The organism is Streptomyces sp. NPDC058308 (assembly GCF_042880275.1).
Classification (GTDB): Bacteria; Actinomycetota; Actinomycetes; order Streptomycetales; family Streptomycetaceae; genus Streptomyces.
On the sequence record NZ_JBHVZA010000002.1, the window covers coordinates 605,792 to 632,065 of the forward strand.

At 72.8% G+C, this 26,274-nt stretch carries 16 protein-coding genes and 1 other RNA gene; 6 read left to right on the top strand and 11 right to left on the bottom strand.

What is annotated here, in order from left to right:
- Nucleotides 1-153: 153 nt before the first annotated feature.
- The 3 genes from ACFVYL_RS05360 to ACFVYL_RS05370 all read left to right on the top strand — a co-directional run bounded on the left by ACFVYL_RS05360 (nt 154) and on the right by ACFVYL_RS05370 (nt 1,966).
- A complete protein-coding gene (locus ACFVYL_RS05360) occupies nt 154-708 on the top strand; it encodes a DoxX family membrane protein (protein WP_389712964.1) in 555 nt (184 codons plus the stop codon).
- Between the two features lie 111 nt (nt 709-819).
- Nucleotides 820-1,179: a MazG-like family protein gene (locus ACFVYL_RS05365; RefSeq protein ID WP_389712965.1), complete on the top strand. Its 360-nt coding sequence runs from the start codon at nt 820-822 to the stop codon at nt 1,177-1,179.
- A gap of 19 nt (nt 1,180-1,198) precedes the next feature.
- Nucleotides 1,199-1,966 carry an SAM-dependent methyltransferase gene (locus ACFVYL_RS05370; protein WP_389712966.1) on the top strand — a complete coding sequence of 256 codons (768 nt, stop codon included), beginning with the start codon at nt 1,199-1,201 and terminating at the stop codon, nt 1,964-1,966.
- Nucleotides 1,967-2,007: 41 nt separating this feature from the next.
- Here ACFVYL_RS05370 and ACFVYL_RS05375 read toward each other — a convergent pair whose 3' ends face one another.
- The 4 genes from ACFVYL_RS05375 to ACFVYL_RS05390 all read right to left on the bottom strand — a co-directional run bounded on the left by ACFVYL_RS05375 (nt 2,008) and on the right by ACFVYL_RS05390 (nt 15,274).
- On the bottom strand, nt 2,008-2,940 hold the full coding sequence (locus ACFVYL_RS05375) for an aminoglycoside phosphotransferase family protein (protein WP_389712967.1): 933 nt from the start codon (nt 2,938-2,940) through the stop codon (nt 2,008-2,010).
- Between the two features lie 111 nt (nt 2,941-3,051).
- A complete protein-coding gene (locus ACFVYL_RS05380) occupies nt 3,052-10,617 on the bottom strand; it encodes a MupA/Atu3671 family FMN-dependent luciferase-like monooxygenase (protein WP_389712968.1) in 7,566 nt (2,521 codons plus the stop codon).
- Nucleotides 10,614-13,985 carry a type I polyketide synthase gene (locus tag ACFVYL_RS05385; RefSeq protein WP_389712969.1) on the bottom strand — a complete coding sequence of 1,124 codons (3,372 nt, stop codon included), beginning with the start codon at nt 13,983-13,985 and terminating at the stop codon, nt 10,614-10,616. Before ACFVYL_RS05385 ends, ACFVYL_RS05380 begins: the two co-directional genes overlap by 4 nt.
- On the bottom strand, nt 13,982-15,274 hold the full coding sequence (locus ACFVYL_RS05390) for an MFS transporter (RefSeq protein ID WP_389712970.1): 1,293 nt from the start codon (nt 15,272-15,274) through the stop codon (nt 13,982-13,984). The genes ACFVYL_RS05385 and ACFVYL_RS05390 overlap by 4 nt, the downstream gene beginning before the upstream one ends.
- 260 nt (nt 15,275-15,534) lie before the next feature.
- On the opposite strand from ACFVYL_RS05390, the gene ACFVYL_RS05395 reads away from it, so the two are divergent.
- Together ACFVYL_RS05395 and ACFVYL_RS05400 are read left to right on the top strand one after the other, a co-directional pair.
- On the top strand, nt 15,535-15,753 hold the full coding sequence (locus ACFVYL_RS05395; protein ID WP_389712971.1) for a response regulator transcription factor: 219 nt from the start codon (nt 15,535-15,537) through the stop codon (nt 15,751-15,753).
- Between the two features lie 128 nt (nt 15,754-15,881).
- Nucleotides 15,882-16,547 carry a DUF4232 domain-containing protein gene (locus tag ACFVYL_RS05400; RefSeq protein ID WP_389712972.1) on the top strand — a complete coding sequence of 222 codons (666 nt, stop codon included), beginning with the start codon at nt 15,882-15,884 and terminating at the stop codon, nt 16,545-16,547.
- Nucleotides 16,548-16,567: 20 nt separating this feature from the next.
- On the opposite strand, the gene ACFVYL_RS05405 is transcribed toward ACFVYL_RS05400, so the two are convergent.
- Nucleotides 16,568-18,313, bottom strand: coding sequence for a chitinase (locus tag ACFVYL_RS05405; RefSeq protein ID WP_389712973.1), 1,746 nt, complete (start codon nt 18,311-18,313; stop codon nt 16,568-16,570).
- Nucleotides 18,314-18,422: 109 nt separating this feature from the next.
- On the bottom strand, nt 18,423-19,256 hold the full coding sequence (locus ACFVYL_RS05410; protein WP_389712974.1) for a PIG-L family deacetylase: 834 nt from the start codon (nt 19,254-19,256) through the stop codon (nt 18,423-18,425).
- Nucleotides 19,257-19,585: 329 nt separating this feature from the next.
- On the opposite strand from ACFVYL_RS05410, the gene ACFVYL_RS05415 reads away from it, so the two are divergent.
- A complete protein-coding gene (locus tag ACFVYL_RS05415) occupies nt 19,586-21,022 on the top strand; it encodes a vanadium-dependent haloperoxidase (RefSeq protein ID WP_389712975.1) in 1,437 nt (478 codons plus the stop codon).
- Between the two features lie 34 nt (nt 21,023-21,056).
- On the opposite strand, the gene ACFVYL_RS05420 is transcribed toward ACFVYL_RS05415, so the two are convergent.
- The 5 genes from ACFVYL_RS05420 to ACFVYL_RS05440 all read right to left on the bottom strand — a co-directional run bounded on the left by ACFVYL_RS05420 (nt 21,057) and on the right by ACFVYL_RS05440 (nt 25,809).
- On the bottom strand, nt 21,057-21,527 hold the full coding sequence (locus ACFVYL_RS05420; protein WP_389712976.1) for an MSMEG_6728 family protein: 471 nt from the start codon (nt 21,525-21,527) through the stop codon (nt 21,057-21,059).
- Nucleotides 21,528-21,633: 106 nt separating this feature from the next.
- Entirely contained in the window at nt 21,634-23,010 is a 1,377-nt protein-coding gene (locus ACFVYL_RS05425) for a DEAD/DEAH box helicase (protein WP_389712978.1), read from the bottom strand.
- A 112-nt stretch (nt 23,011-23,122) separates the two neighbouring features.
- Nucleotides 23,123-23,526: RNase P RNA component class A (rnpB, locus tag ACFVYL_RS05430), an RNA gene on the bottom strand.
- 53 nt (nt 23,527-23,579) lie between these two features.
- Nucleotides 23,580-24,149 (bottom strand): Uma2 family endonuclease, encoded by a 570-nt coding sequence (locus ACFVYL_RS05435; RefSeq protein ID WP_389713024.1) that lies wholly within the window; start codon nt 24,147-24,149, stop codon nt 23,580-23,582.
- A gap of 220 nt (nt 24,150-24,369) precedes the next feature.
- Nucleotides 24,370-25,809: an RNB domain-containing ribonuclease gene (locus ACFVYL_RS05440; protein WP_389712980.1), complete on the bottom strand. Its 1,440-nt coding sequence runs from the start codon at nt 25,807-25,809 to the stop codon at nt 24,370-24,372.
- Nucleotides 25,810-26,274 lie beyond the last annotated feature (465 nt).

Consider the following 26,274-nt stretch of genomic DNA (forward strand, 5'->3'; position numbering starts at 1 on the left):
CCACGGTCACACCGGGCGGCCCGCGGCGCCACCCGTGCCGCACCCCGCGGGTCACCCGGACGGCCCCGCGAGCCGGGTGGCGGGCGCGGGTCCGGTGGACGGTGGAGGCGGACACAACCGCACCCCGCCCTGGGGCCGAACCGGGAGTTCCCCATGACCACCTGCTCGTGCCTGGACCGACGTGACCTCGGACTGCTCCTGCTGCGCGCGGGAACCGGCGGGGTGCTCGTCGCCCACGGCGCCCAGAAGCTGTTCGGCTGGTTCGGCGGCGGCGGCATCGAGGGCACCGGCGCCTTCATGGAATCCGTCGGCTACGCGCCCGGCAGGATGAACGCCGCCGTGGCCGGGGTCGCCGAGGCGGGCGGCGGCGTGCTGCTCGCCCTCGGCCTCGCGACACCCGCCGCGGGCTCGGCGGCGGCAGGCGCCATGGCCGGCGCCGCGGCCGTGCACGCGCCGAACGGGTTCTTCAGCCAGGGCGGCGGCTACGAATACCCGGCGTTCCTCGGCATGGTCGCCGCGGCCCTCGCCGTCACGGGGCCCGGCCGCTACTCCGCCGACCACGCGCTCGGCCACTCCCTCAACCGCGGCTGGATGGTGCCCGCCGCGCTCGCGGGGACGGCCGTCGGAGTGCTCGCGACGCTGGGCGCCAGGAAGAGGAACGTCCGTGCGGCGGACGAGGGCGCCGCGGACGCCTCGTCCGGGGCGTAGGAACGCCTTGCCAGGGGCGTAGGAACGCCTCGGCCGGAGCGGAGGAACGCCTCCCGGGGCCACATGGGTACTCCTCGCCCGGGACATGGCCGCCGTGACAAGCTGCGGGCCATGGACGATGAGCAGGGCGCGCCGGGTGCCCGGCAGGACCCGTGGGACACCGTCGACCGCCTGTACGCATGGCTCGATTCCCACAACAGCCGTGCGCCCCAGGAGGCCCTGCTGCTGCGGATGCTGAAGCTGTCGGAGGAGGTCGGCGAGGTCGCCCAGGCGGTCATCGGGGCCACCGGTCAGAACCCGCGCAAGGGCACCACCCACACCTGGGACGACGTGCAGGCCGAGCTCTGCGACGTCGTCGTCACGGCCATGGTCGCCCTGCGCACGCTCACCCCGGACGCGGCGGACGTCCTGGCCGCGCACCTGCGCCGCGTCGGCGAGCGCACCAAAACCGTTTGTCCGCCCACACCTTGACGTCCTAGCGTCACCGCATATGACCACCGCTTCTGACCAGCCCCCGCGGCTCACCCGCCTCACCTTCCACGGCCCGCTCTCCGAGTCCCGGGCGGACAGGATCGTCGAACGTCTGACGGCGGCCGGCCCCCGTACCGTGCTCGACATCGGCTGCGGCTGGGGCGAGTTGATGCTCCGCGTCCTCGACGCCGTCCCCACGGCCACCGGGATCGGCGTCGACCTCAAGGCCGAGGACCTGGACCGCGGCCGGACCGCGGCGAAGGAGCGCGGCCTCGGCGAACGGGTCGTCTTCGCCGAGGAGTCGGCGACGGACACCGCCCGCGGTCCCGCCGATCTCGTCCTGTGCCTCAGTTCCAGCCACGCCCTCAGCTCCACCGCGCCGCCCCGGGCGACCGTCGACGCGCTGCACGCGCTGCGCCGCCTGGTCGAGCCGGGCGGCCGCGTCCTGCTCGGCGAGGGCTTCTGGCAGCGCGAACCCACCGCCAAGGAACTCGCAGCGATGTGGCCGGGCGCCGACGCCGGTGAATACCTCCCCCTCGGCGGCCTGGTGGACGCCGCCGTCGAGGCGGGGTTCCGCCCGCTGTGGGTGGAAACGGCGAGCGCCGAGGAATGGGAGGAGTTCGAGTCCGGCTACCGCTCCGACGTCGAGGAGTGGCTGGCCACGCACCCCAACCACCCCCTGGCCGCCGAGACCCGCACACGCGTCGACGCCCAGCGCGCGTCCTGGCTGCACGGCTACCGCGGGGTGCTCGGGATCGCGTATCTGACCCTGGTGCCGGTCGGCTGAGAGCCTGTCTTTGAAGGCAGGCTCTCAGACAGCCCGGCGCGCTACCGCCCGAACCACGCCTCGGCGAGCGCGTCGAGGGTCGGCTCGGGCGGGGCGGGCAGCTCCCGCAGGTACCACGACAGGTTGCTGTACACGTGGAGCAGTGTGTAAGCGAGGAGTTGGCGCGGATCGAACGACCGGCCGTACGCCTTCATGAAGCGGTCCATGAGGCCCGGCTCGGCGCGCGTGACGAAGAGGCCGACGCCCACGAAGTCGTACGCCCGGTCGCCGATCATGGCGGGCTCGAAGTCGAGGAGCCCGGTGAGCCGCCAGCCGTCGTCCGGATCAACGGTCAGGTGCTGGCGCATGAACTCGGTGTGCAGCAGGGCGGGTTGGCGGACGCTCTCGACATCGGGCAGCGGGACGGTGTCCAGAAAGCCGGGGATCTGCGCCAGCCAGTGCTCCGCGAGGCCGCACCCGCGCTGCCGCTCGACCGCGCCCGCGCGCTGCCTCGCGAGGAACGCGCCCCAGTCGTCGGGGCCGAGGACGTCGGCGAGCGGTTCGGGGTCGAGCGCGTGCAGCGCCGCCAGGGCCTCGGCGGCGTCGGTGACGATCCGCTCCCGGTCGGCGCGCGGGATGCGCGGCCAGGCCACGGCGAGGTCCGCACCGGGCAGGCGGGACATCAGGATGTAGCGCCAGCCGCTCTCGTACGTTCCCGAGCCGTGCACCCGGGGCGTGGGGACGGGGAGGCGGCCCTCGACATGGCTGAGCACCCGGGCCTCGGCGATGCCGTCCCGGGCGGCCGCGCCGGGAAAGAGCTTCAGGACGTGCTCGTCGCCGACGGCGTAGACCGGCTGGGAGCCTTCCGCGTAGCGGGTCAGGGGTGCGCCGGCGAGCCCGAGCCGGGCGCACAGGTCCTCGGCCGCGGGCCGCATGACCGTTTCGTCGCCGACGACGCGGTCCCACTCTTCGTCCGTGTTCACCTCAGGCAGCATGATCGGCACCGTAGTTGCCCGCGGGGCGGGCCGCGAGCGACTTTCGGCGGCTGCCGGACGGGGCGGCGTCCCCGGATGTGCGGGGCACCGCCCTGTTGGTGACGTCCGATGTCAGCCGCCGAGCGCCCGCCCCGCCTCCGTCGCCAGCAGCTCGACGTACGCGGCCGTCCAGTCCTCGACCGTGGCGCGGTCCCACAGGTCGGTCGAGTACTCCAGATAGCCGGAGAGCACGTCGCCCGTCGGGATCAGCCCGAAGTTGAACTCCGAGCGCGCGCCCGGCACCGCGAGGTCCTCGACCGCCGTCGTCACGCCCGGCAGGTCGACCTCGGTCTCCAGCGAACTCTGGTACTGGAAGCCGAGCGGCAGCCGGTCCGGGATCTCGGTGCCGAGGGCCTCGCTCACCTCTGCCGCCACCGCGCGCAGCGGCGCCGCGTGGTCGATGGCCCCGACCGCACCGCGCGCCACCTGGTCCACGAGCGCCCCGAACGACTCGGCGGCGCCGACCCGGACCCGCAGCGTGAACGACGACACCGTGCAGGCCGCGAGCGCCTCGAACTCGCGCCGTTCACGGTTGGCGTGGGAGATGCCGAGCACGACGTCCGGCTCGCCCCCCGCCTCCGCGACGAGCCGCGCGAACGCCGCCGCCGTCACCACGAACGGCGTCGTACGGTGCCGTCGCGCCAGCGTCTCCACATCGGCGCGCGCGGCCCGGTCCACCGTGAACAGCACCACGTCACCGGCCCCGCTCAACTCGGCGGGCCGGGGCCGGTCCAGCGGCAGCGGCATCCCGAAGGAGGCGCCGTCCAACTCGCGGGCCCAGTAGTCGACCAGACGTCCCTTGTCCTGCGTACGGCTCTGCTCGCGCTGCCAGCGCGCGTACTCGCCCGGCTGCGGCACGCGTTCCGGCAGGCCGTGCGGGACCCCGGTGGCCGCCCCCCGGTACAGCGCGGCCAGCTCCCGCAGCAGGACACTGACCGACCAGCCGTCGCAGGCCGCGTGGTGCAGGACGAAGAGCAGCACCCAGCGGTCCGGGCCGGTGCGCAACAGGCGCAGCACCGGCGCGAGTTCAGCCTTGATGTCGAACGGGACCGCGGCGGTGTCCGCGGCCGCGCGCTCCGCCGCCTCCTGTGCCGCCCGCGCCGAACCGTGGCGCGCGACGAGGTCCTCCTCCGGGAGCTCCACCGGCCGGGGACGCAGCGCCTCCTGCCACCACTGCCCGCCGTCCTCGACGAAGCGGGTGCGCAACGCCTCGTGCCGGGCGACGAGTCCGGTCAGCGCGGCGCGCAGGGCCGATACGTCCAGGGCGCCGGTCAGGGTGAGCCGCATCGCCACGTTGTAGATCTGCGGGCGGGGGTGCGTGCCGTGGCGGGTGATGAAGGCGCCCTGCTGGACGGTGACGGGGGCGCGGCCGACGACGTCCGCCGCGCCCTGTGACGTCGCGCCCTGTGACGTCGTGTCCCGTGACGTCGTGTCCCGTGACGTCGTGTCCTGTTCTGCCGCGTCCTGTTCAGCCTCCGCGTCCGCGCCGAGGTCTCCCGCGACGTACGCCGCCATGGCCCGCAGCGTGGGCTCCTCGTAGAAGCGGGCCACGGGGTACTCCGTGCCGAACTCCTCCCGCACGCCGTTCGCCAGCCGGATCGCCGTGAGGGAGTGACCGCCCAACTCGAAGAACGACGCGTCGGCGGCGATCGCCGCCACGTCCACCTCGAACTCCTCGGCCCACAGCCGCTTCAGGCGCGCCTCGATGCCGTCGCGCGCGGGGCGCGGCCGCCCGGAGGGGGCGGCGGGAGCGGCGGGAGCGGCCTGAGCGGCAGGCGAGGTGATCAGGGTCGGGGCGGGCAGCGCGGTCCGGTCCAGTTTGCCGTTGCCGGACAGCGGAAGGCGGGGCAGCACGGCCCAGGCGCGCGGCACCATGTGGTCGGGCAGCAGTCCGGCGAGCTGAGCCGAGAGCCGGTCCGCGAGCTCCTGCCCGGGCGCGCCGGGGCGCGCGGGCACGACGTGGGCGACGAGCCTCGCCCCGTCCCGCTGGTCGCGGCCGGACAGGACGACCGCGTCGCCGACCTCCGTGAGGCCGTTGAGGGTCCGCGCGACCTCCTCGGGCTCGACGCGGTAGCCCCGTATCTTCACCTGGTCGTCGGTCCGGCCGCGGAACTCCAGCGCGCCCGCCGTGTCCCGGCGCACCAGGTCACCGGTCCGGTACAGCCTGCCGTCGGTGCCCATCGGGTCGTCGGTGAAGCGCTCCGCGGTCAGGTCCGGCCTGCCCAGGTAGCCGGTGGCGACGCCGGGGCCCCCGACGTAGAGCTCCCCCACCTCACCGGCGGGCACCTCACGGCCGCGCTCGTCCAGGATCCGCAGTGTGACGTTGTCGACGGGGCGGCCGATCGGGATCGGGGCCTCGGCGGCGGCGCCGGGCTCCACCGTCCAGGTCGTGCAGAGCACCGTCACCTCGGTGGGGCCGTACACGTTCACCGTCTCGTACGGGGTGCCGGGGCGCGGCCGGGTGCGCAGGACGTCGCCGCCCAGGAGCAGGTGCCGCAGCGGGGGCTGCCGGTCGTCCGGCAGCGCGAGGACCGCCTCGCCGAGCGCGGTCGGCAGGATGGAGAAGGTGATCCCGTGCTCCGTGTACCAGCGGGCCAGCACGGCCGGGTCCCTGCGGGTGTCGTCGTCGGCCACGACGACCGTGGCGCCCGCGGTCAGGACGGCCCAGATCTCCAGCGCCGAGGCGTCGAAGCCCTGGCTGCACACGGCGGCGCCCCGGTCGTCCGCAGTGAACCCGAAGCGTGCGTGGTGCCACTGGCAGAGGTCCACCACGGCCCGGTGCGGGATCGCGACGCCCTTGGGGGTGCCGGTGCTGCCGGAGGTGTAGACGGCGAGGCAGAGGGATTCGGGCCCGTGGGAGGGCGAGGCTTCCGTGGCGGGCGCGGCGCGTACGGGATGTACGGCGTCGGCGCCGACGTCGATCACGGTGGTCCCGTCGGGCGGCGCCGGCCGTGCCTCCGCGTGCTCGGCTCCGTCCACGACCAGGAGCCGGGCGCCGCTCTCCGCGAGGATCGTCTCGGCCCGCGCCCTGCCCTGGCCGGGGTCCAACGCCACGTACCCGCGGCCGGACTTGAGGGCGGCGAGCATGGCGACGATCAGGTCGGCACCGCGCGGCAGCCACAGGGCGACCGGCGCGCCGCCCGCGTCGGCGGCGCGCAGCGCGCCCGCGAGGCGTTCGGCCCGGCCGACCAACTCGCCGTACGACATGCTCACTTCGCCGCTGACCACCGCGGTGCGGTGCGGGGCGGCCTCGGCCCAGCGCGACGCCAGGGAGTCGACCGTGCTGCGGGTGCGCTGCCGGACGGGTCCGCGACGCCACTCCTGCGACTCCGCGTCCGGCGGCTCCGCGTCCTGCGACTGCGCGTCCTGCGACCCCGCGTCCGGCGACTGCGCGGCAGCCACCTCGGAGCCCACCGCCTCCGTGAGCACGTCACGGAACGTCCCGAAGAGCGTGTCGACCGTCGCCTCGTCGAAGAGGTCGGTGGAGTACTCCAGGTGGCAGCGGATGCCGTCGGGCCGGTCCGTGAAGTACACGCTGAGGTCCGTCAGCGCCTTGTCGGGCCCCGAGTCGAGCGGGGTGGCCCGCACTCCGGGCAGGTCGAAGCGGAACGGGTCGTCCGGCTCGAACTCGGCGAGCGTCTGGAAGACGGGCGTCCGGTCGAGCGTGCGCGGCGGCGCGAGCTCCCGCACGACCGCCTCGAACGGCACGTCGGCGTGGTCGTACGCGTCCAGGGCCACCCCGCGCACCCGGTCGAGGAGCGTGCCGAAGTCCGGGTCGCCGGAGAGATCGAGGCGCAGCGCCAGGGTGTTGACGAAGAAGCCGACCACGTCCTCGTACTCGGGCGTGCGGTCGGACATCGGGGTGCCGATGACGAGGTCGTCCTGACCGGTGACGCGGTGCAGCGCGGCCGCGTAGCCGGCGAGCAGGGTCATGAAGAGGGTGCCGCGCCGCGCCCGGCCGAACTCACGCACCCGCCGCGAGAGTTCGGCGTCGAGCGTGCGGAACAGGGCGCGGCCGCGGGAGGTCTGCACAGGGGGCCTGGGCCGGTCGGCGGGCAGCGCGAGGACAGGCAGGTCCCCGTCGAGCGCCTTCTTCCAGTACGCGAGGTCCTCGGCCGCCTTCGGACCGCCGAGCGAGTCGAGCCGGCCGCGGGCGTGGTCGGCGTACGTACGGGTGAGGGCGGGGAGGTCCGCGGCCCGGCCGCCCGCAAGGCGCTCGCGGTAGAGGGCGGACAGGTCGCGGGCGAGCACGGCGGCCGAGGCCGCGTCCATGACGATGTGGTGCAGGGACAGGACGAGGACGTGCCGCCGTTCGCCGAGGCGGACGAGGCGTGCGACGAAGAGGGGACCTTCCGCCAGATCGAAGCGGCGCTCGCTCTCGGCGCCGAGGACATCGGCGACGGGATCACCGCCCCGCGCGCCGTCGACGACCTCGAAGTCCGCCTCACCCGCGGGCCGTGTGAACTGCCGCGCCTCGCCGTTCACTTCACGGAAGACGGTCCGCAGCTGCTCGTGCCGCGCGACCAGGGCGTCAAGCGCGGACCGCAGGGCGGGGACGTCAAGCGGGCCTTCGAACTCGATGGCCTTGGTCTCGTTGTACGCGGTGCGGCCGGGCAGCATCCGCTCCAGGAACCACACGCGCTGCTGACCGGGAGAGAGGGGCTCCCCGCTCACCCCGCCACGGGTCACCGCGACCGGCTCCGGCTTCGGCTCCGGTTCCGGCTCCGGTTCCGGTTCCGGTTCCGGCTTCGCGCCGGTCGGGCTTCCCGCGGGCATCGCGTACCCCCGGCGCAGGCCGTCGAAGTGGACCAGGCCCTCCCGCAGGGCGGCGGGGGCGACGCCGAAGTCGACGAGACCGACGATCTCGTCGGCGCCCGCGGCGTGCACCGCGTCCGCCACGGCCCTTACGCTCTCGGGGCTGCCGATGAGGGCCCGCTGGTCGCAGTAGCGGTCGTAGGCGCGGCGGAAGACCACGTCGAGGTCGTCCTCGGTCATCGCCGACAGGTCGACCCGGTGGCCCAGGCTGTTGGCGACGTTCCCGAACAGGGAGAGGGACGAGCGCATGTACCGCGCCAACGGCTCGCGGGCCTCGGCGCGGGCCGCCGCGTGATCCTCGGCGAGGTAGGTGTGCAGCAGCACGGCCACGTGCCCCGCGTCCGGGTCGAGGCCGTGGGCGGCGCGGGTGCGGCGGTAGAGCGCGACGTTCTCGTGGAGCTGCTCGACGCTCTGGGTCATGAGGTTGGTGACGATGCCCAGGTCGTGGCGTGCGGCCAGTTCGTACGACGCCGGGTTGCCGACGACGGCCGTGTACATCGGCGGGGCGTCCTGGACGGGCCGGGGGAACAGCCGCAGGTCGCGCTCGCCGTTGCCGGTGGTGCGGCGCACGGGCTCGCCGCGCCACAACTGCCGCACCTGCGCGACCTGTTCGTACATCTTCTCCTTGTGGGAGCCGAAGCGCTCGGGGAAGAAGACGAAGTCGTTGGCGTGCCAGCCGCTTGCGCAGCCGATGCCGATCCGGCCGCCGGAGAGGTTGTCGACCATCGACCACTCCTCGGCGACGCGGATCGGGTCGTGCAGGGGCAGCACCACGGAGCCCGCGTTGATGCGGATGCGGTCGGTCTCGCGGGCGAGGGCGGCGGCGAGCACGACGGGGTTGGGGAACAGGCCGCCGAAGGAGTGAAAGTGCCGTTCGGGGATCCACAGGGAGTGGAAGCCGTTGCGGTCGGCGAAACGGGCGGTCTCCAGGAGGTGGTCGTACTTGCCGTGGCGGGGCGCGGAGTCGTCCTGCGGATAGTCCCCGAAGAAGTAGACGCCGAAGTCGAGGGTGCGGGGGCCCTGTCGGGCGGGTCGGCGGCTCTCCGGTTCACGCCTCGGCTCGTGCCTCGGTTCACGCTTCGGCTCATGCCTCGGCTCGTGCCTCGGTTCACGCTTCGGCTCGTACTCCGGCTCGGCCCGTGCGGCGACCGCCGCTGCCCCGTTCCATGCCATGGCCTTCACCGGCGCCCTCACCGGCACCTTCGGCCTGCCGAGGGAGAACCCCGCCGCACGCAGCTCCCGCAGCGAGTCCTTCACCGCCTCCGCGATGAACGCCACGTCCCCGTCGGAGTGTTCGGTGGACAGGAAGAAATTGCGCCACTCCCAGACGTGGACGCCGCGCAGCATGAGGTGGTGGTAGAGCAGCTCCATGTCCGCGCGGTGCTCGAAGCGGAACATCGAGCCGAAGTGGCTCATGCTCAGGGCGAACCCCTCGTCCTCGAAGAAGGCGTTGAGGGTGGCGGCGAGTTCGTCCGTGCGGGCGTTCAGGCGCTCCTGTAGCCGCGGGCTGTGCTCCTTGAGGTGGGACAGCACGGCGCGGGTGGCGACCATCGACACCGGGTGCTGGATGTAGGTGCCGCCGAAGAACGTGGTGTCGGCGGCCGGGTAGCTGTCGTCCCCGTAGCTCCAGTGGCCGCCGTCGATGCCGTCCATGATGTCGGCCCGGCCCGCGATGGCCCCGATGGGGAACCCGCCGCCGAGCAGCTTGCCGTAGGTGGCCAGGTCGGGCGTGACGCCGTAGAGCTCCTGGGCGCCGCGCGGCGCGGGCCGGAAGCCGGTCAGCATCTCGTCGAAGAGCAGCACGATGCCGTGCCGCCGGGTCAGCTCGCGCAACCGCCGTACGAAGTCGGCGGGCCGGAGCGACGGGTGGCGGCTCTGCACCGGCTCCACCACGACCGCCGCGATGCCGCCCGCCTGCTGCTCGATGACGGCAAGGCTCTCCTCGCTGCCGTACGGCAGGACGAGCAGGTCGGCGACGGCGCCCGGCGGGACGCCCGCGGACATCGGGACGGTGGTGAGGCCGTCGCCGCCGGTGCGCGGGGAGCGGCCGAGGACGTTGTCGTTGTGGCCGTGGTAGGCGCCCTCGAACGTGATGATGCGGGAGCGTCCGGTGGCGGCGCGGGCGAGCCGGATGGCGGCGGAGTTCGCCTCCGTACCGGAGTTGGCGAAGGCGACCCGCTCCATGCCGGTCAGCCCGGCGAGCAGCTCCGCGGCCTCGCCGGTCTCCACGGTGCGCGGGCCGAGCTGGATGCCGCGCGAGAGGTGCTCGCGGACCGCCTCGGTGACGAAGGCGGGCTCGTGGCCGAAGAGCAGGACCCCGAAGCCCATGGTGATGTCGACGTAGCGGTTGCCGTCGATGTCCTCCAGCCAGGAGCCCTTCGCCCGCCGCCCCGCGATGGGGTACAGCATCTCCTTCGTACTGCTGCGGAAGCCGACCGCCGCCCTGCTGTCGGCGAGCACGCGGCGGTAGCGCTGGGCGATGCTCTTCGAGGTGGGCGTCTTGGCGGTGTAGCGCCGCACGAGGTCGTCGAGGTGGGTGCGCTGACTCCTCGACGCGTCGCCGCGCAGCATGCCGGAGCCGCGGGCGACCTCCAGGCGGGGGCCGTGCTGGGCGGGCCCGGGCCGGGGCGCGGGGGTGGCGTCGGCGGCCGGTTCCGGCCGCGCCGCCTGCGCCTGCTCCGGTGCCTGTGCCTGCGTCGGTGCCTGTGCCTGCGTCGGTGCGCCCATCTGCCGGGCGATGCGTTCCGAGAGCTCGGTCATCGCGGCGAGGTCCTCGTCGACCGCGGCGGACACGGAGCGGCCTGCGGATGCGGTCCCGGTCACAGGACCGCCTTGCCGTCGGCGGCCACGTGCGCGGTCTGCGCGGCCAGCAATTGGGAAAGCTGCCCCATGAGCTGGAGCTGCATCTGCGAGAGCTGGTGGACCTGGCGTACGAGGTCGTCCACTTCTCGGCGGGTGGCGTACTCGGCGGGCGCGGCGGTGGCCGGGGCCGGGGCGGACTCGGCGGCCGTCACGGGCGCTGACACAGCTGCCACAGGCGCTGACACAGCAGACACACGGGCGGGCGCATCTGCCACAGGGGCGGGCACAGCTGACACAGGAGCGGCGGGCACATGTGCTGGCACGGACTCCGGCGCAGGCGCCGACACAGGCGGCTCCGCCACCGGCGTCGTCCCCCCACCCCCCGCCTTCCGCACGATGATCAGCGCAAGGCCCTTCGCCGACCCCGCCTCCTCGAAGAGCTCCCGCATCGACACCTTGACCCGGTGCTCCTCCTCCAGCTCCCGGAGCACGCCGATCATCTGCAGCGAGTCCGCCCCCAGTTCGAAGAAGGAGGCGTCCTCGGCTATCTCGCTCGTGTCGTAGCTGAGGTGCTTCGCGGTGACCTTGATGATGTGCTGGAGCACGCGCTCGACCGCTGCCTCGTCCTGTGCCACTTCCGCCCCATCCCTTGCCGCTTGTACGGGTGATCCGAGCCGGGGAAGGTGGTTCTCCGGCCCTGTCCAGTAGTCCTTGTGCTGGAATCGGTAGCCGGGCAGGGGGATCCTGCGGCCCGCCCCGCCCATGAAGATCCGCCAGTCGACCGGCGCACCGGCCCGGTACAGCCCGGCGGCCGCGTCCCACAGCGGCGCGAGCCCGGCGCCGCGCCGCAGCGTCGGGTGTGCCGCCCGGTCCGGCAGCTCCCGGCGGGCGAGTCCGCTGAGCGTCGTGTGCGGGCCGATCTCCACCAGCGCACCGACCCCGGCGTACGAAGACCCCAACTCGCGCAGTGCGTCCGCGAATCGCACCGGTTCACGCGCCTGCCGTACGAAGTAGTCGGCGTCCGGAACCCAGCCCGCCGGACGGGTGCGCCCGTCGAGGCCGCTCACGAACGGCACCGCGCACGGGCGCAGTTCGACGTCGGCCACCAGGCCCCGGAGCCCGTCGACGGCCGGTTCCATCAGCGCGGTGTGGAAGGCCTGCCGCACCGGCAGCTCCCGCGCGTGGACGCCCCGTTCGGCCAGCAGCTCCATCAGCTCCGCCATGGCGGCGGCCGGGCCCGCGAGCACCTGGCTGAGCTCGCCGTTCGTGACGGCGAGCGCCACGCCGGGCACTTCCGCGGCCAGCTTCTCCGCCTCGCGCTCCCGCACCGGGACCGCGACCATCGCGCCCGGCGCGCACCGCAGCCGCATCAGCCTGCCGCGCCCGGCCGTCAGGCGCAGCCCGTCCTCGGCGGACAGCGCCCCCGCCGCGTGCAGCGCGCCGTACTCGCCCACGCTGTGCCCGGCCACCACGCGGGGGGCGATCCCGGCCTCGCGCCACAGCCCGACGAGCGCGCACTGCAGCGCGAAGAGCGCGGGCTGCGCGACCTCGGTGTCCGCCACCTGCTCCCCGGCCCGCTCCCCCGCGGCCGCGTCCCCGGTGCCGAGCAGCGGGGCCAGGAGGCCGGCCCCGCCGGTGAGGGCGGTGAACTGCCGCTCGCAGGCGTCCAGGACCTCGCGTACGACGGGAAACCGCTCGTAGAGAACGCGTGCCGCACCCCGGTGGAGGCTGCCCTGCCCGGTGAAGAGGAAGCCAGTGTCGGCGCCGCCCGCAGGGGTCGGCGGCCGCAGCAGCCAGCCATCCAGGGCCGCGGTGAGCGCGGCCACGGTGTCGCCGCGTACGGCGAGCCGGTGTCTGCGGTGGGCGCGGCCGAGGGCCAGCGTGGTCACGAGATCCGCGGGGTGGGTGCCGGGGTGCGCGCGCAGGTGGTCGCGCAGGGCCGTGGCGTTGTCGGCGAGGGCCGCCTCGGTGTGGCCCGAGACGACCAGGACACCCGCGGGCGGCGGGGCGTCTGCCGGGCGCGGCGTGGGCTCGGGGGCCTGTTCCAGTACGAGGTGGACGTTGGTGCCGCCGACGCCGAAGGAGCTGACGCAGGCCCGTCGCGGCACGTCGCCGCGCGGCCAGGGGCGGGGGGACTCGGGTATGTAGAACGGGCTGGACGCGAGGTCCAGGGCCGGGTTGGGACGGCGGAAGTTGGCCATCGGCGGGATGACACCGTGCCGCAGCACGAGCAGCGCCTTGACCAGGCCCGCAAGACCCGAACACACGTCGAGGTGGCCGATGTTGGCCTTCACCGAGCCGAGCGCGCAGAAGCCCCTGCGGTCGGAGTCGGCCCGGAACGCGGCGGTGGCGCCCTCGAACTCGATCGGGTCGCCCTTGAACGTGCCGGTCCCGTGCGTCTCCAGATAGCCGATGGTGCCCGCGTCGACGCCCGCCCGCTCCAGGGCGCGGCGGATCGCGCCCCGCTGGCCCGCCGGGCTGGGCGCGGTGAACGCCTTCTTGTCCGCGCCGTCGTTGTTGACGCCCCAGCCCCGGATGACGCCGTGGATGTGGTCGCCGTCGGCGACGGCCCGGTCGAGGCGCTTGAGCACCACCGCCACGACGCCGGTGCCGCCGACCGTGCCGTCGGCGTCGGCGTCGAAGGGCCGCAGGACCCCGCTCTTGGAGAGGATGGAGCCCTTGACGTACCGGTATCCGAGCACCTGCGGCACATGGAGGGCGGTGGCCCCCGCGACGGCGAGGTCGCACTCGCCGGCCGCGACCGACTGCGCGGCGAGATACACCGCGGTGAGCGAACTGGAGCACGCCGTCTGGACGTTGACGGCCGGTCCTGTCAGGCCGAGGCGGTAGGCGGCGCGGTTGGCGGTGAAGTCGGCGAAGTTGCCGATGGTGACCTGGAGCCCTGCGACCCAGTCCGCGATGCCGCCGCGCAGGACGTTGTTCTGCAGATAGGTCTGCAGGGAGTAGAGGTGGTAGCCGGTGCTGGCGTACACCCCGACGTCGTGGCCACCGCCCCGGCCCCCGGTGTCCCCCGCCGTCGGCTCCCCCCGCCCCGCGCCCGCATACCCGGCGTCCTCCAGGGCGTGGTGCACGCACTCCAGGAACAGCCGGTGCTGCGGATCGGTGATCCGGGCCTCGTGCGCGCTCATCCCGAAGAAGGCGGCGTCGAACCCGGCGATGTCGTCGAGGACGCCGCTCGCCCCGACGAACTCCTCGGCGCGGTACTCCTCTTCGGGCACCCCGGCGGCGGCGAGTTCGGCGTCCGTGAAGCGGCGGATGCGGTCGGCGCCGTCGTGGATCGTGCGCCAGAACTCCTCCGGGGTGTCGGAGCCGGGCAGCCGGAAGGACATCCCCACGACGGCCACGGCATCACGGACTGCGTCGTTCACCGCACTTCACTCCCGCTCTCGTTCTCGCTCCCGCTCCGGCTCCGGCTCCGGCTCATAGGGCGCCCCCGGCCCCCGCCCTTCCGCCCTTGGTGACCTTGGTGACGCAGCAGGACGACGAACAGGCCCAGGCAGAGCGCGATCGCCAACCCGTGCAGGGCGCCCACGACTTGAAGGGGTGAGAAGCGGTCAAGGAGGGCGCCGCTGACGAGCATCCCGAGGCCGAACCCGGTGTTCTCGACCGACGCGGAGAGCCCGAAGAGCCTGCCGCGCTGCTCGTCGGGCGCGGCTTGGAGGCGGGTGACGTACGCGATCTCGGTGAGCCCGTCGGCCATGCCCGCCACCAGCGCGGCCGCGACCGCGACGCCCGTGGGCAGCCCGGCGAAGACCACGATGAACGCGGCGGACATCACGCAGGCCCCGACCGCGAAGGCCCGCTCCCCCGGCCCCTGCCGTCCGCCACGCCCGGCCCACCGCCCGCACACCTGCTGCATGACGATGTTGCCGATGGCCCAGGTGGCCCAGAACTGGCTGACGAACGTGGCCGGATGGGACGGGTCGAGGTCGCTGGAGTAGACCGGCAGCGCCACGTTGTGGGACGAGGAGCCGAGTCCGTCGGCGGCCCTGAGCGCGATCATGAGGGCGAGGACGGGGGCGGCCCGCAACAGCAGAAGCGAGCCGCTGCGCCCGCCCCGCCGCACGCCGCTCTCCGCCGCCCCGGCGTCGCCCTTGGCCTCCGCCCTCGTACGAAGGGGCAACGAGAGCAGCACGCTCGCCGAGACCGCGAAGGTGGCGGCGTCCAGGGAGATGGCGGCGGTGTAGCCCAGTTGCGCGACCACGACGCCCGCGGAGGCGAAGCCGGCGATCATCGCCAGGGAACGCCCGGTCGCGAGCAGGGAGTTGGCGCGCATCCGCAGCTCGCCGCCGACGATCTCCGGGATGCTGCTGCGCAGCGCGACGCCCGACAGGGTCGAGCAGAAGCCGGTCACGACGGCCAGCACGTACAGGAGCCCGGCCCGCCCCGCGTCGGGAGCGATCAGCAGCGCTACCATGGCGGCGCACTGCGTCAGATCGGCACCGACCATCAACCTCTTGCGGTCATGCGCCGAGACCAGCCGTCCGCTCACGAAGCCGGATACGACGCTGGTCAACAGCCGTACAGCCATGAAGAGTCCAGCGGCGAGGGCGCTGTCGGTCACCTCGTAGACGAAGACGTTGAGGGCGACCATGTTCAGGTAACTGCCGTACGCCGACACGGCGTTGCCCACCACGAGCAGGCGAAAGTGCCGCAACCGATCCCCCCTGGTCCGCGCCGAGCTGCTGCCGTTCGGGTCGTGCACGGCTGTGCTCAGCCGAGACCGTCTTCACACTCACCCGCCCCGAAGCGCGCCCACAGTCCCTCGAATTGGGGACTTGACACCACCAGTCGCACTCAGTAGCTGCACATTCCCCCCGGGTATGCGGTGATTCCTTTCTGTTTCTTCACGACCGTGGTTAGATCACGTTGCGGCTACAGCCGTCGTACGTGTTGACAGTCCCTCCCGGAGGGAAGATGCCAGGAAACAGCCGCCCGCAGAACGCACCGGCGTTGTCCCACAGGGAACGCCAGGTGCTGGCCCACATCGCGGCAGGCCTCTCACACAAGCAGGTCGCCAGACGTCTGGGCATCAGCGTGCACACGGTGAGCACCTACCTGCGCCGGATCCGCACCAAGCGCACGGCGCCCACGGTGGCCCATCTGATCCACCTGAGCCGCAGCGAGGACTGTTAGGGCCCCAGCCCTCCCCCAGAGGCCGGTACGCCTGTGACAGAACGAAGACGTCGCGGCAGACCGCCTGTGACTCGGTGCGAGATACAAATACTTCCGACCGCACGCACCGCGCTCCTTCTGGGGGAACCGTGAAGTACACCCGTATCTCCGCTCTCACCGCCATAGGCGTCGCCGCCACCCTCTCGCTCACCGCCTGCGGCGGCGACGACTCCGGGACGGACTCGTCCGCCAAGGGCTCCGCGGCCTCGTCCTCGACCAGCGGCTCCTCGTCCTCGGGCAGCGGCTCGAAGACGGAAGGCGGCTCGGAGGCCGGCGACACGAAGGCGGGCTCCGGCGCGGACAGCAAGGCCGAGGCGGGCACGAACGGCACGACGAACACCGGCGCCAAGGTCACGTTCTGCAAGACGGCGGACCTGGCCATCGACGCCAGGGACGCCGCGCCCGACGCGAACACCGGCCGGATCGACATCACCATGATCAACCGGGGCTCGGCCACCTGCTCGGCGACCGGCTTCGCGGGCGTCGACATCAAGGACGAGGACCACACCTCAAGCCCCATCGAGCGCGGCCAGGCCCAGCCGCGTGTCACCACCCTGAAGCCCGGCGACGCCGCCGTCTTCAACCTCGCCTACGACATCGACACCTCCGGCGACAGCCTCGCGTCCCCCACCAACATCCTGGTGACGCCGCCGAACGAGACCCACAGCGTGAGCCTGCGGTGGCCCGCGGGCGCGGGGCAGATCAAGGGCGCCTACACCGACGTCCAGGTCTACCCCACGCACACGGCCAAGTAGCGGGTGACTTCCGGGAGTCGCTACGGAAGGCTGTGCACCTTCGGGCCGACCGTGTTCGACCACGTGCCGCCCGCCGTCGCGTCCCAGTTCGTCGACCACGTCATGGCGCCGCGCAGCGCCGGGTACGTCTTCGACGGCTTGAAGGAGCCGCAGCCGGTACCGCGGGTGAGGCAGTCGAGGGCGTTGTTCACGACCGACGGAGCCACGTACCCACTGCCCGCGCCGCGCGTCGACGCCGGGACACCGATGCCGACCTGCGCCGGGTCGAGGCCGCCCTCCAGCTGGATGCAGGCGAGCGCGGTCAGGAAGTCCACGTTGCCCTGGCTGTAGACCTTGCCGTCGCAGCCGAGCATCGAACCGCTGTTGTAGTACTGCATGTTGACGACCGTGAGGATGTCCTTCACGTTCAGCGCCGTCTGGAAGTAGCCGCCGGACGTGGACTGCATGTCGATGGTCTGCGGCGCCATCGTGAGCACCAGCTTCGAGCCCGCCTTCGCGGCGAGCTGGCGCAGCGCCTTCGTCATGTAGGTGGGGTTGAGACCGTTCTCCAGGTCGATGTCGACGCCGTCGAACCCGTACTCCTGCATGAGCGCGTAGGCACTGTTCGCGAACGCCGTCGCCGAGGCGTCACTGTTGACCGAGATGGTGCCCTTCTCGCCGCCGACCGAGAGAATCACCGACTTCCCCGCGGCGTGCTTCGCGGCGATGTCCGCCTTGAAGTCGGCGGTGGAGGAGTAGCCGACGGCCGGGTCCAGGTTGAAGGTGATCTGGCCCTGTGTGGTGGTGGCGTCGGCGAAGGAGACGGCGATGATGTCGTACTGCGACGAGACGTCCCGCAGCTTCTGCACGGTGGCGCCGTTGTTGAAGTTCTGCCAGTAGCCGGTCAGCGCGTGCCTGGGCACGGTGCCGCCGTCCCCGCCGCCGCCCTTCCCGGTCCGCGCGGTCACCGCCGTCGACTTGGCGGACTCGCCCGCCGCGTTCGACGCGCTCACCTGGAAGCTGTACGAGGTCTCCGGCGTGAGGCCGGTGACGGTCGTGGCGGCGCCGCTGGTCGAGGCGACCTTCGTGCCGTCGCGGTAGACGGTGTACGCGGTGGCCGTGGACACCGGGGTCCAGGACAGATCCACCGACGTGGACGTCGTCGCGCCCGCCGCGAGACCGCCCGGCACGGCCGGTATCTCGACCGGGTCGGTGCCGCCGCCCCCGTCGGGCCCGAAGACGCTCACATCGTCGGCGTAGTACGCGCTCTGTCCGTACCAGCCGTGCGTGTACACGGTGACCGACGTGGTGTTCGCGCCGGTGGTGAAGGTGGTGGAGAGCTGCTGCCAGGCCGTGTTGCCCGGCGTCCACGTCGACACGTCGGTGGTGCCGGTGCCGCGGGCGCCGAGGTAGACGTAGCTGCCCTGCACCCAACTGCTCAGCTTGTACGTCGAGTTGGGCTTCACGGCGACGACCTGCGAACACTCCGCGGTGCCCTGGCCCGACGGGGTGGCCTTGAGCGCCTTGGCGCCGCCGTGCACGGGGGACGTGACGGCGGCACCACTGTTCGCGGCGCAGGTCCAGTTGCTCAGGTCCGACTCGAAGCCGGCGTTCTTGGCGACGTTGACGTCGGCGTGGACGTCCGCCTCGGTGGAGGCGGCTCTGTCGTCCGCCGACTGTGCGGGTGCGGCGAGCGCGGTGACGGCGAGTGCGGCGGCCGCACCGACGGCGATGGCCGCGCCGAATCTCCGGCGGAAGCCGGATCTGCCCTGACGTACACGGTCCACGGGGCACCTCCAGGAAGGGGTGAAGGACGGGAGTGAACGACGGTGGCCACCGCTCCTGTGCGCATCGTTGGTCCAGACCAATCAAGTTGTCAAGACCTGGACAACTTGATCAGCGCAGTCCGGCGAAAAGGTCGGTCTCCGGCACGGGCGCGCCGGTGGGGTCCTGAACCCGTACGAAGGTCTCCACCCCCATCAGTTCACCGAACCGCTCCTTGCCCATCCTGAGGAAGAAGATGTTCTCGCCCTGACTGGCGTGCGCGGCGAGCGCGTCGAACTTCTGGCCGCTGAACGCGGTGGTGTCCACCCACGTGCTGATCTCGTCGTCAGGGAGGCCGATCTCGGCCATGGCCTCGGCCTCCGCGGGATCCGGCTCCGGCATGTCCTCGTTGAACTCGCGCACGATCTCCCCGAACCGCGCCATCATCGAGCGGGGCATCGTCGTCCAGTACACCTTCGGCGTCAGCCCGGTCTTCTCCAGGGCCGCCATCGTGATGCGGTGGGCCTGGATGTGGTCGGGGTGCCCGTAGAAGCCGTTCTCGTCATAGGTGACGACCACGTCCGGCCGGTAGTGCAGCATGAGCTCCGCGAGCCGGGCGGCACCTTCCTCCACGGGGGTCTGCCAGAAGGATCCGGGGGCCTCGTTGCTCGGCCAGCCGATCATCCCGGAGTCGGCGTAGTCCAGCGTCTCCAGGTCGCTGATCTTCAGGACGTCGCAGCTCGCCTGAAGTTCCGCACGGCGCATCGAGGCGACGGCCACGGGGTCGTGCGCGGGGTCCTCCGGCTTGACGCCCCCCGGCCCGTCACCGCAACCGCCGTCGGTACACGTCACGAGCACCGTGCGGATGCCCTCCGCCGCATACCGCGCGAGGACGCCGCCGGTTCCGGTGGCCTCGTCGTCGGGGTGGGCGTGCACGGCCATGAGTGTCAAGGGTCGCTCTGTCATGAACAGTCCTTCAGTGGTGAGAGTGGACAACGGCTGGCTCCGAGAGCGCGGCGGATACCGCGGTCCCGGGGCCTGTCGATGCAACAGTGCTGCCCGGACCGGCTGTTCCCGCGCTGCCCTCGTGAGCGGGCAGCGGCCGCAACGAGGAAACGAGGAACCGAGGACGGCCGACGCGTCCACCGGCCGACGGTGGCGGGTTTCGGCCAAGCAGCTGACCGGGGCCGGTCATTCCGTGGAAAGCGGCTTCTGCCGGGGCTGCGCTGCGGCGAGGATCACGCCGCCACCGCTCCGGTGGTGCGTCATCAGGATCGTGATCAGGGGGGTTGGGCATGACCACGAACACCCGAACCATCGACGTCGTACGGACGGCGCGCCGGCGCCGGGCCTTGGCGGTCGCCGTAGTCCTGGCGGCCGCGAGCACCGCGCTGACCGCGGTGCCGCAGGCCCGGGCGGCCCAGACGGCGCTGCCGCCGCAGACCATCGCGGACCCGGTGCACTACTGGAACGACGTGCTCATGGAAGTGATCCGCAGAGAGGGCGGCGGTCCGGGCCCGATGGCCAGATCCGCCGCCATGCTGAACGCCGCCGTCTACGACGCGGAGTCCTCGTACCAGCTCAAGTGGAAGGGCAAGATCACTTCCGAACCGTACATCCGCGCCACGAAGTACACGGGGTGGGCCGAGGGGCCGGACGAGGAGGAGCGGGTCGTCGGACGCACGGCCTACAACATCCTGCTCGGACTCTACCCGGGGCAGACCAACTACCTGGACGCACGGTTCCGGCAGCGCTTCGGCACCGAACCGACCGGGTTCGACCTCCTGGACACCACGGTCGTCGGGCCGATGGTCAAGCAGATGCGGGACGCCCGCGACGGCGACGGCTCCGACAACGACCAGGTGTACGTCGCGGACAACAAGCCCGGCGCCTGGCGACCCACCAGCTACCCCGACATGGTCGACCCCGGCTGTACCCAGGCCAGCCAGGCCGTGACTCCGTTCTGGGGTCAGGTCAAACCCTTCGCGCTGACGTCGGGTTCGCAGTTCCGGCCCTCGACTCCCGGCCTGTACGGCACGTACGAGAAGCTGCTCGCCAGCGACGCGTACAAGCAGCAGGTGGCGGCGGTGCGCTCGGCAGGCGCCGACAAGCCCACCGCCGCGACCCCCGAGGTCAACCGGACCCCGGAGCAGGAGGCCGCCGCCTGGTTCTGGGCGAACGACGAGGACGGCACGTACAAGCCGCCGGGCCAGCTGCTCCAGGCCACGCGTGAGGTGGCGACGCAGCGCAAACTCACCACGTACGAGAACGCCCGGCTGTTCGCCCTCGTCTCGATCGCGATGGCGGACGCGGGGATCGCGGTGCGGGACGTGAAGTACCTGACCCCGATCGACCTGTGGAGACCGGTCTCCGCCATCCGCGACGGCGGCCTCGACCCCGCCTGGAAACCCCTGCTCAAGACGCGGGCCGGAGTGAACGTCTCGCCCTGCTTCCCGGCCTGGGCCTCCGGACACGCCACCTTCGGCGCCTCCTGGGCCGGGGTGATGAAGCGCTACTTCGGAAGCGACGACATCGCCTTCACCATGACCACCGACGAACCGCAGTCCCCGGTCAAGTCCCGCTCGTTCACGAGCTTCGGCCAGGCCGCGAGGGAGGACGCCCAGAGCCGGGTCTGGCTCGGCGTCCACTTCCCCTGGGACGCCGAGGACGGACTCACCCTGGGCGACAAGATCGCCAACCACGTCTACACGACCAAGCTGCGCAAGCTCTGAGCGACGACCAAGCTGCGCAAGCCCTGAGCGCGGGTCACGAAGGGCTCCGGTCGGAAGGGGGCCAGACGTAGGGCAGGTCGTCGGGAACGTCCGGGAAGAGCGGGGCGTAGAGTTCCGGCGCCTTGCGCACCAGTGCCGAGCGATGGCTGCGGTGGAAGGCCGGGTCCCCCAGCCAGGGAGGCAGCTCGCCGTCGTCGGCGAGCTGCTCCTGGGCCCGTACGGCGGTGTCGGGCCGGTGCCGGGCGAAGTCGGCGACCAGGGTGGCGGCGCAGGTGTCGGTGCGCCCCTGCGCCACCCACACCGCACACACGTCGAGGCCGTAGCGGACCAGGGCTTCCTCATAGCCGGTCCACATGCGCACCGCGGGATGGTGCCGCCACCCGTACCCGGGCACCGTCAGGCCGCGCAGCACCTGGAGCGCCTCGACCCGCTGCTTGCCGAGGCGGGCCCGGTCCAAGGCCGTGGCGGATCGCGTGAAGTCGGAGTACGGGAGGAAAGTCTGCACGCGGAATGCCTACCGCGGCGGGGGCGTGGCCACTCCGTTCCGTACGGGCGGCATCGGCGCCAGCGAGGACACCTCCCGCGGCCTGGCGGCCCAAGCCAGTCCGCCGTCAGCCGCCGCGGCGCACCCGGGCCGCCTTGCGGGCCTCGGCGAGCTTGCGGGCCTCGTTGCCCTTCTTGGACTTGCCGCCCGTGCCGCGGGAGGTGTCCTTGCTGGTGCCGAGGCCGCGGAAGGGGGTGTTCGTGTTCTTGGGCCGGGGCGCGGCGGGGCCGCCGTCGAGCGGCGCGCCGGAGGGGCGCTTCGCCCCGGTGATGCGGCTCAGCTCGGCCTCGCCCGAGCGCACCTTGGTGACCTTCGGCTCGACGCCGGCCTCGGCGAGCACGCGGCTCGTCTCGCGGCGCTGCCCGGACAGGACGAGCGTGATGACGCGCCCTGACTCGCCGGCCCGTGCGGTGCGGCCGGCACGGTGCAGGTAGTCCTTGGGGTCGGTAGGCGGGTCCACGTTGACCACGAGGTCCAGGTCGTCGACGTGCAGGCCGCGGGCGGCGACGTTGGTCGCCACCAACACGGTGACCTTGCCGTCCTTGAACTGGGCGAGGGTGCGCGTGCGTTGCGGCTGGGACTTGCCGCTGTGCAGGGCCGCGGCGTGCACTCCGCTGGCCCGCAGGTGCCGGGTCAGCTGGTCGACGGCGTGCTTGGTGTCGAGGAAGAGCAGGACGCGGCCGTCGCGGGCGGCGATCTCCGTCGTCACGGCGTACCGGTCGGGGCCGTGCACGACCAGGACGTGGTGGTCCATCGTCGTGACCGCACCGGCCGACGGGTCGACGGAGTGGACGACGGGCTCGTGGAGATAGCGGCCGACCAGGTGGTCGACGTCGCGGTCCAGGGTGGCCGAGAACAGCATCCGCTGACCGTCGGGGTGCACCTGGTCCAGCGCCTCGGTGACCTGCGGCAGGAACCCCATGTCGCACATCTGGTCGGCCTCGTCCAGGACGGTGATCCGGACCCGGCCCAGGCGGCAGGCCTTGCGCTCGATGAGGTCGTGCAGCCGGCCGGGGGTGGCGACGACGACCTCGGCGCCGTCGCGCAGCGCGGCGATCTGGCGGCCGATCGACACACCGCCGACGACCGTGGCCATCCGCAGCCGCAGCGCCTCGGCGTACGGCATGAGGGCCTCGGTGACCTGCTGGGCGAGCTCACGGGTGGGTACCAGGACCAGCGCGAGGGGCTGCTTCGGCTCCGCGCGCCGCCCGGCGGTCCGCGCGAGCAGCGGCAGACCGAAGGCGAGCGTCTTGCCGGACCCGGTGCGCCCGCGCCCCAGGACGTCGCGGCCCGCGAGGGCGCTGGGCACGGTGGCGGCCTGGATCGGGAAGGGCTCGCGCACGCCGGCCTCGTCGAGCGTGCGCAGCAGCGCGGGCGGCAGCTCCAGCCCGGCGAAGGAGACGGGCGGGGTCGCCTCGGTCACGGGGTGGTCCTGGTGGGTCATGAAGAGCCTTCCGCTGAGGGAACGTACCGAGGGAAGGCCCGGCAGGTTGTGGCCCCACAGGCGCGGGCCGGGGTGGTGAGGTCCGCCCCGGCCGGAGCCGGAGCGGGTGGGGCAGACGAGCCGGGCTGTACGCCGGGTTCTGTACCGCGGGTCCTCGCGGACGTCGCGGCGACGGCCATCCATCTAGGGCCGGCATTGCTGCCGGCCTCGTGCGGTCTACCCGCGAACTCGGGCGGGCAGCCCTCGAACGTCCGCGCAGAGCGCTTTTCACGGCGCTCCTCTTGACCTTGCTCCAGGTGGGGTTTACCTAGCCGCCTGAGTCACCTCAGGCGCTGGTGGTCTCTTACACCACCGTTTCACCCTTACCCCGCGCCTGAGCGCGTGGCGGTCTGCTTTCTGTGGCACTGTCCCGCGGGTCACCCCGGGTGGCCGTTAGCCACCACCTTGCCCTGTGGAGCCCGGACGTTCCTCGGGAAGCCCCCGAAGGGATCTTCACGCGACCGTCCGCCCGGCTCGTCTGCCGTGCCGCCCATGGTACCCGCCGGGCCCCGCGCCCCGTGCCGGGGCGGTCAGCTGAACGCCGCGGTCTCCAGCTCGAAGGCGAACGGTTCGGGCAGCTCCACCGGCTTGCCGAAGGGGCGCGTGCAGAGCTCCCGGTAGTCGTCGCCCCGCGGGTCGCGGAAGAGCGTCACGGAGGACGCGTCGCGGTCGATGAGCAGGTAGAGCGGGATGCCGCCCCGGGCATAGCAGCGCCGCTTGGCCTCGCGGTCGGCCGCCGGCTTGCTGGAGGTCACCTCGACCACCAGGGCGACGCCTTCGCAGGGCATCCAGGGGTCGGCGCCGCGGAAGAGGCGGCGCTCGGTGGGGGCGAAGGTGCCGTCGGGTACGGCGTGGTTCTTGGGACAGCCGCCTCCGCTCCGCAGCTTCAGCCCCTTGTTCCCGGAGAAGTCCATGTCGGTCCGCGAACGCCTGATCACCTGCTTCACGACCAGGTTGATGTAGTCCTCGTGGTCCCCGTCCGGCGGCGGCGTCACGACGATGTCCCCCTCGATCAGTTCCGCCCGGAATCCCTCCGGGGTGTCCAGAGCGAGGAAGCCCTCCAGCAGGACTTCTGCCTGCGTGAGCGGCTCGTGTGCCATGGCGGTCATGTCACGCCCCTCCTTCGGTCGCTCGTCAGACTGGGGCATCGGGTGATCAGCCGTCCGTGGGATCGGAAGTCGTTCCCTCGATCGTGGCACACGCCTGCTCGCGGCGGGCAGGGCCCGGTACGGCGGGTCGTGCGCCCGCTCGACACCGGGTCCGGCCGCACGCGGACGAGCCGGTACAGCGCCTCGCGGCCCTGCGGTCGGCGCTCCCGCCTCACGCGGGCGCGAACTGAACCTTCGCGGTGCCGGGGTCGGCCCGGGCCAGGCGGACCCGCAACCGCTCCCCCAGGGGCAGCCTCGACGAGCCCTCGATGCGGGCCACCACGGCGGGCTCGGCCAACTGGACGGTGCCGACGGCCGGTTCGCGCTCCTTCACGTCCACCACCACCGCGTCGAAGATCTCGCCGACCCGGTCCTTGAGCAGGGCGGCCTCGACGAGGTCCACGCACTCGCGCTCCACCGTGTTGCCGCGCCGGGTGCCGTCCGCCATCTCCTTGGGCAACTCGCCCAGGGCGGCGAGCACCCACTCCGGGGGAGGTGCGTCCGCGCAGGCGGCCAGGCAGAGCTCGGAGGCGTAGCGGTCGACGAGGCGGCGCAGCGGGGCGGTGCAGTGGGCGTAGGGCGCGGCGACCGCGGCGTGCGTGGTCAGCTCGGGGACCTCGCCATGGGCGAACACCGTGTAGCCCGCGCCCCGCAGCAGCGTCGTGCACTCCTGGAGGAAGGCGGCGTGGTGCGGCCGGCGGGCGTCGAGAGAACGGACGAGCCGCGCGTACGACACGTGGTGGGGCCAGTCGATGTCCAGGGCCTTCGCGGTACGGCGCAGCCGGGCCACCGCGCCGTCCGGTGCGGTGGGCAGCGTCCGCAGGACGCCCGTACCGGAGGCGATCATGAGCTCGGCGGCGGCCATGCCGGTGAGGAGCGAGATCTGGGCGTTCCAGCCGTCGGCGGGGAGCGGGGCGCGGAAAGCCAGCTCGTACGTTCCGTCGCGCTCGACGACCTGCTGCTCGGGGACGTCGAGGGAGATGCCGCCCCGGTCGGCTTCCCGCTCCTCGCGCAGCTCCCCGATATCCCGCAGAAGCGCGACGGACTCCTCCGCGGTGCCACCGTCGACGGCCCTCTGCACCCCCTCGTAATCGAGCTTGGCCCGGCTGCGGACGAGGGCGCGGCGCACGTCCGTCCGCTCGGTGCGGCCGTCCGCGTCCAGGTCGATCGTCCACAGGACGGCCGGGCAGGTCTGCCCGGGCAGGAGGCTGGCCGCGCCCTCGCTCAGCGACGTGGGGTGCAGCGGGACCTTCTCGTCGGGGAAGTACAGGGTGGTGACGCGCCGGTGGGCCTCGTCGTCGAGGGGGCCGCCGGGCGTGACGTACGCGGCGACGTCCGCGATCGCGTACGACACGCGGAAGCCGCCGCTCTTGCGGCGCGCCAGGTGCATGGCCTGGTCGAGGTCGACGGAGGTGGGCGGGTCGACGGTGAAGAGGGGGAGGTCCGTGGCGTCGTGACCCGGCAGCCGGGGTGACGCGGCGGCCTGCTCCGCCTCTGCGAGGACGGCGGCGGGGAACTCCTCGGGCACGTCCAGTTCCGTACGCAGTGCGCGCAGGGCGGCCCGCAGCGGAGCGTCGGCTGCGCCGGTCATGCGGAGATGGCGGCGGGGCATGTCTTGAGGGTATGGGGTGTGGAGGGTGTTGGGGGGATTCTGTACGTCATTCCGGGGCGGGGCGGGGCGGGGTGCGGGTGCCGGGGGGCCGGGAGGTGGGGCTTCTGCTCGTCTCCCTCCGCGCGGGCGCGAACAGGCCCGCCGCTTCGCGGCGGAGGGGGCCGGGGGTGGGTGGGCATCTCCCCCGCTTCCCCGCTCGCGGTACGAACAGGCCCGCCGCTTCGCGGCGGAGTTATCCCACCCGCCCACCCGTTTGCCCCGCGACGTACGGCGGGAGTAGGGGCCGGGGGGCGGGGGTTTGCCGTGACCATCCGCGGGAGTAGGGGCGGGCGCGTTTGCCCCGCGGGGGCCGTGGGAGTAGGAGTGGGGGCGTTTGCCCCGCGACGTACGGCGGGAGTAGGGGCCGGGGGGCGGGGGTTTGCCGTGACCATCCGCGGGAGTAGGGGCGGGCGCGTTTGCCCCGCG